This is a genomic window from Sphingomonas bacterium, assembly GCF_903642285.1.
Classification (GTDB): domain Bacteria; phylum Pseudomonadota; class Alphaproteobacteria; order Sphingomonadales; family Sphingomonadaceae; genus Sphingomonas.
The window spans coordinates 1-4,555 of sequence record NZ_CAHJWJ010000049.1; the positions used below are offsets into that span (position 1 = coordinate 1).

The 4,555-nt window shown below is 63.1% G+C and carries 5 protein-coding genes; 3 read left to right on the top strand and 2 right to left on the bottom strand.

Features of this window, described 5'->3' with window-relative positions:
• Positions 1-194: 194 nt before the first annotated feature.
• A complete protein-coding gene (locus HUU99_RS15190) occupies positions 195-377 on the bottom strand; it encodes a CsbD family protein (RefSeq protein ID WP_174287412.1) in 183 nt (60 codons plus the stop codon).
• 94 nt (positions 378-471) lie between these two features.
• On the bottom strand, positions 472-1,479 hold the full coding sequence (thiS, locus tag HUU99_RS15195; protein ID WP_174287413.1) for a sulfur carrier protein ThiS: 1,008 nt from the start codon (positions 1,477-1,479) through the stop codon (positions 472-474).
• 170 nt (positions 1,480-1,649) lie between these two features.
• Between thiS and aroQ the strand changes: the two genes are divergently transcribed.
• Genes aroQ through accC form a run of 3 tightly spaced genes read left to right on the top strand, consistent with a single transcriptional unit; the run spans position 1,650 to position 3,962 of the window.
• Positions 1,650-2,084, top strand: coding sequence for a type II 3-dehydroquinate dehydratase (gene aroQ / locus HUU99_RS15200; protein ID WP_174287416.1), 435 nt, complete (start codon positions 1,650-1,652; stop codon positions 2,082-2,084).
• Positions 2,085-2,121: 37 nt separating this feature from the next.
• Positions 2,122-2,604: an acetyl-CoA carboxylase biotin carboxyl carrier protein gene (accB, locus tag HUU99_RS15205; protein ID WP_174287414.1), complete on the top strand. Its 483-nt coding sequence runs from the start codon at positions 2,122-2,124 to the stop codon at positions 2,602-2,604.
• A 5-nt stretch (positions 2,605-2,609) separates the two neighbouring features.
• Positions 2,610-3,962: an acetyl-CoA carboxylase biotin carboxylase subunit gene (gene accC / locus HUU99_RS15210; protein WP_174287415.1), complete on the top strand. Its 1,353-nt coding sequence runs from the start codon at positions 2,610-2,612 to the stop codon at positions 3,960-3,962.
• The last annotated feature ends 593 nt before the right edge of the window (positions 3,963-4,555 follow it).

A 4,555-nucleotide genomic window follows, 5' to 3' on the forward strand; every position in this document is an offset into this window, starting at 1 on the left:
CCCCCGCCGGTGAGACGACGCTGATCCCACATTCGCCGATCGGGAAAGCGCAGGCCGTCCGCTACGGTCGTCTATTCGGCCATCACCGCTCTCCTTATGCGCGCGATCCCAGCGCGACTAGGCGAACGGCTACCCACAAAAAAAGGTCGCCCCGATTGCCCGGAGCGACCCTTTGGTCGAACGTTTCGGTTCGATCAGATATCGTCGCCGAGCGCACCCTTGACGCTACCCGTGACGTCCTGGCCGACGCCCTTGACCTGCTGTGCCTGGCCTTCCGCGGTCAGTTCCTCGTTATGAGTCGCCTTGCCGATGGCCTCCTTGGCTTCGCCCGCAATCTTGTTGCCGGCCGCTTTGACCTTGTCGGTGAATTCACCCATCGTGACCTCCATCACTCTTCGCGTCCGCCGGTGGTGACGTGCGCTTGAAATGCCTGGAATAAACAAGCGATCTTGATCTGGGTTCCATCGCGCTTCAGATCAACCCGGCCAGCGGGCTGGAAGGATCGGCGTAGCGGCGTTTCGCCATCCGGCCCGCGCGGTACGCCAACCGACCGCTTTCGACCGCAGCGCGCATTGCCGCCGCCATCATGACCGGGTCCTTCGCTTCCGCGATCGCGGTGTTCATCAACACGCCGTCGCAGCCGAGTTCCATCGCGAACGCCGCGTCGGAGGCGGTGCCGACGCCGGCATCGACCAGTACGGGAACGCTCGCGCCCTCGACGATCAGCCGGATCGTGACCGCGTTCTGGATACCGAGTCCCGACCCGATCGGCGCGCCGAGCGGCATGATCGCGACCGCGCCGACATTCTCCAGCCGCTTGGCGGCGATCGGATCATCGACGCAGTAGACCATCGGCAGGAAACCTTCCTTCGCCAGCACCTCGGTCGCGCGCAGCGTCTCGACCATGTCCGGATACAACGTCTTGGCCTCGCCCAAGACCTCGAGCTTCACCAGGTCCCAGCCGCCCGCCTCGCGCGCCAGACGCAGCGTCCGGATCGCCGATTCGGCGTCGAAGCAGCCGGCAGTGTTGGGCAGGTAGGTGACCTTCTTCGGATCGATGAAGTCGGTCAGCATGGGCGCGTTGGGGTCCGACACGTTCACGCGTCGCACCGCGACGGTCACGATCTCCGCCCCCGATGCCTCCAGCGCCGCGGCGTTCTGCGCGAAATCCTTGTATTTGCCGGTGCCGACGATCAACCGCGACCGGAAGGTGCGACCCGCGACCGTCCAGCTGTCGTCGTCGATTTTCGTGATGTGGTCGCCCCCGCCCACGAAGTGCACGATCTCGAAATCGTCGCCATCCTCGACCATGACCTGCGCCAGCGTAGAGCGCGGCACGACCTCCATATTGCGTTCGACCGCGACCTTTTCGGGAACAAGGCCCAGTTCGGTCACGAGCTCGGCAATCGACAGGCCGGCAGCGACCCGCTTGTGATCGCCGTTGACGATGATGGAAACGGTGCCGTCGCTATGGGGCATGGAATTCTTCCGTAAATACGTCCGTTCGTTTCGAGCGACGTCGAGAAACCCCTCTCGACCTGCAGGAACAGGTGTCTCGACTTCGCTCGACACGAACGGGTAGGGAGTGAAGAGGCATATAGGGGGCGTCCGCCAAGCCTCGCAACCGGGAGGCGCAATTGCCCGACACGATCGCGAACGTCATCTACGTCCTGAACGGCCCTAACTTGAACCTGCTTGGCCTGCGAGAGCCCGCCATCTACGGCACCGACACGCTGGACGACATCGCCGGCATGCTGGAGGATCGGGCGCGCGACCTGGATCTCGAAATCGACATGCGCCAGTCTAATCACGAGGGGCATCTGGTCGACTGGCTCCACGAAGCACAGGCGCGGGGGGCGAAAGCGGTGTTGGTGAACGCCGGCGGGTTCACGCATACATCGGTTGCGCTGCACGATGCGATCAAGGCGATCACGACGCCGGTGATCGAAGTGCATCTATCCAACCCGCATGCGCGTGACTCCTTTCGTCAGACAAGTTTGGTGGGCCAGGCGGCGAAGGGCACGATCGCAGGCTTCGGCGCGTTATCCTATGTTCTCGCGCTTGAAGCGGCGGCGCGCTTCTGACAGACGCCCGCGCAACGATACTGGGGACGAGGGTCTGATGGCCGATACGAATGACACCGGCGCGATGAAGGTCGATGTCGATTTGGTGCGCGCGCTCGCCGAACTGCTCGACACCACGCAGCTTACCGAGATCGAGGTCGAGGACGGCCCGCGCAAGATCCGCGTCGCGCGGAAGGCCGCCCCCGTTGCGGCACCTCTGCATTACGCGCCCCCGCCCCCGGTGGCTGCGCCTGCGCCCGCCGCCGTGCCGCTTGCCGAGATCGGCGCATCGGCTCCAGCCAGCACCGCCAACGCGGTCAAGTCGCCGATGGTGGGTACGGCCTATCTGTCCGCGGAACCGGGATCGAAAGCGTTCGCCGCTGTCGGACAGCGGGTCGCGGCGGGTGACACGCTGTTGATCGTCGAGGCGATGAAGGTGATGAACCCGATCCTCGCGCCGTCCGCGGGCACCGTCACGGCAGTGATGGTGGAAAATGGACAGCCGGTCGAATTCGATCAGCCCCTCGTCGTGATCGAGTAGAGGCATTGCGCGAGATCAAGAAACTGCTGATCGCCAATCGCGGCGAGATCGCGCTGCGCATCCACCGTGCCTGCCACGAAATGGGTATCAAGACGGTCGCGGTGCATTCCACCGCCGACGCCGATGCCATGCACGTACGACTTGCGGATGAGGCGATCTGTATCGGACCGCCGGCGGCAACCGACAGCTATCTCAACATCCCCAATATCATCTCCGCGGCGGAAATTTCCGGTGCGGATGCGATCCATCCGGGTTACGGCTTCCTCAGCGAGAATGCACGCTTCGCCGAGATCGTCGAACTGCACGGCATCATCTTCGTAGGTCCCAAGCCCGAACATATCCGGACGATGGGCGACAAGGTCGAGGCGAAGCGAACGGCGGGAAAGCTCGGCCTGCCGCTCGTTCCGGGTTCGGACGGCGCGATCCTTGATGTCGGCGGGGCGAAGGCGCTGGCAGCGGAGATCGGTTATCCGGTCATCATAAAGGCGGCGTCGGGCGGCGGCGGGCGCGGGATGAAAGTGGTCAACGACCCCTCCGCGCTCGAAACCCAGATGCAGCAGGCGGGCACCGAGGCGAAGGCGGCGTTCGGCGATGCGACCGTGTATATGGAGAAATATCTCGGCAATCCGCGCCATATCGAATTCCAGATCTTCGGCGACGGCAACGGCAATGCGATCCATCTGGGCGAACGCGACTGCTCGCTCCAGCGCCGCCATCAGAAGGTGCTGGAGGAGGCCCCCTCCCCGATCATCACCCCCGAAGAGCGCGAGCGAATGGGCGGCGTCGTAGCGAGGGCGATGGCGGACATGGGCTATCGCGGCGCCGGGACGATCGAGTTCCTGTGGGAGGACAGCGAATTCTACTTCATCGAGATGAACACGCGGTTGCAGGTCGAGCATCCGGTGACCGAGATGATAACGGGCCTGGACCTGGTGCGCGAACAGATCCGCATCGCGGAGGGCCATCCGCTGACGTTGCGCCAGCAGGATGTGCAGTTCCGCGGTCACGCGATCGAATGCCGGATCAACGCCGAGGACCCGCGCACCTTCGCACCCTCGCCCGGCCTCGTGAAACTATACCACGCGCCCGGCGGGATGAACGTGCGCGTGGATAGCGGATTGTACGCGGGCTACCGCGTGCCCCCTTACTATGACAGCATGGTCGCGAAGTTGATCGTCTACGGCACCACCCGCGCCGGCGCGCTACGCCGGTTGCGGCGCGCGCTGGAAGAGTTCGTGATCGAGGGGGTAACCACGACGATCCCGCTGCACCGCGCGCTGCTCGACGATCCGGAGTTCCAGCAGGGAGCGTACACCATCAAGTGGCTGGAGGAATGGCTGGCGAAGCAGGAGAGGTGAGTTCTGTCATACCGAACATGATTGGGTCATGATAGCCATGGCAACCGCACCCTGATGGCGACACGTGAGATCTCAGCGCGTTACCTACCTTCCGGCCTTGCATGATCGGATGGCTGCCTCTGGTCTGTAAGCCGCCTCGGTTGGCTCATTCGCGACATCAAGGCTCCGCATAAAACCGCCCTTGTGGACGTACCATTCCCACGCTTCGCGTTGACGACATCTCGACCATTTTCAGCCGGTCAGCACGACGCCTAGGCCGGTAAGAAACGCGACGAAGAGTGCGGCTATAATGATCGAAGCGTCCGTCATGTGCTTAAATACGAGGGCGTTCTCTGTCGGATCGGCGGTACGCCCCCGATGCTGTCAAAAGCTCTATTTGCTGATGATGGTGCTCGTAGTGAAATCGTAGAAGTAGCGAGGGCTCGACGTGTAGTGGCCCGCCTTGCTGGGATCCGGGTAATAATACAAGAAGGATTTAAGCGTAAAGTCGTACAGGTAAGGAAATGGGAAACTGGGGCTAGAGCAGATTCCGTTCAGTACGCATCGTAGCCGGCGGCGGCGAAGTAGTTGGCGCACTCTGCTGGCGTGAAGGT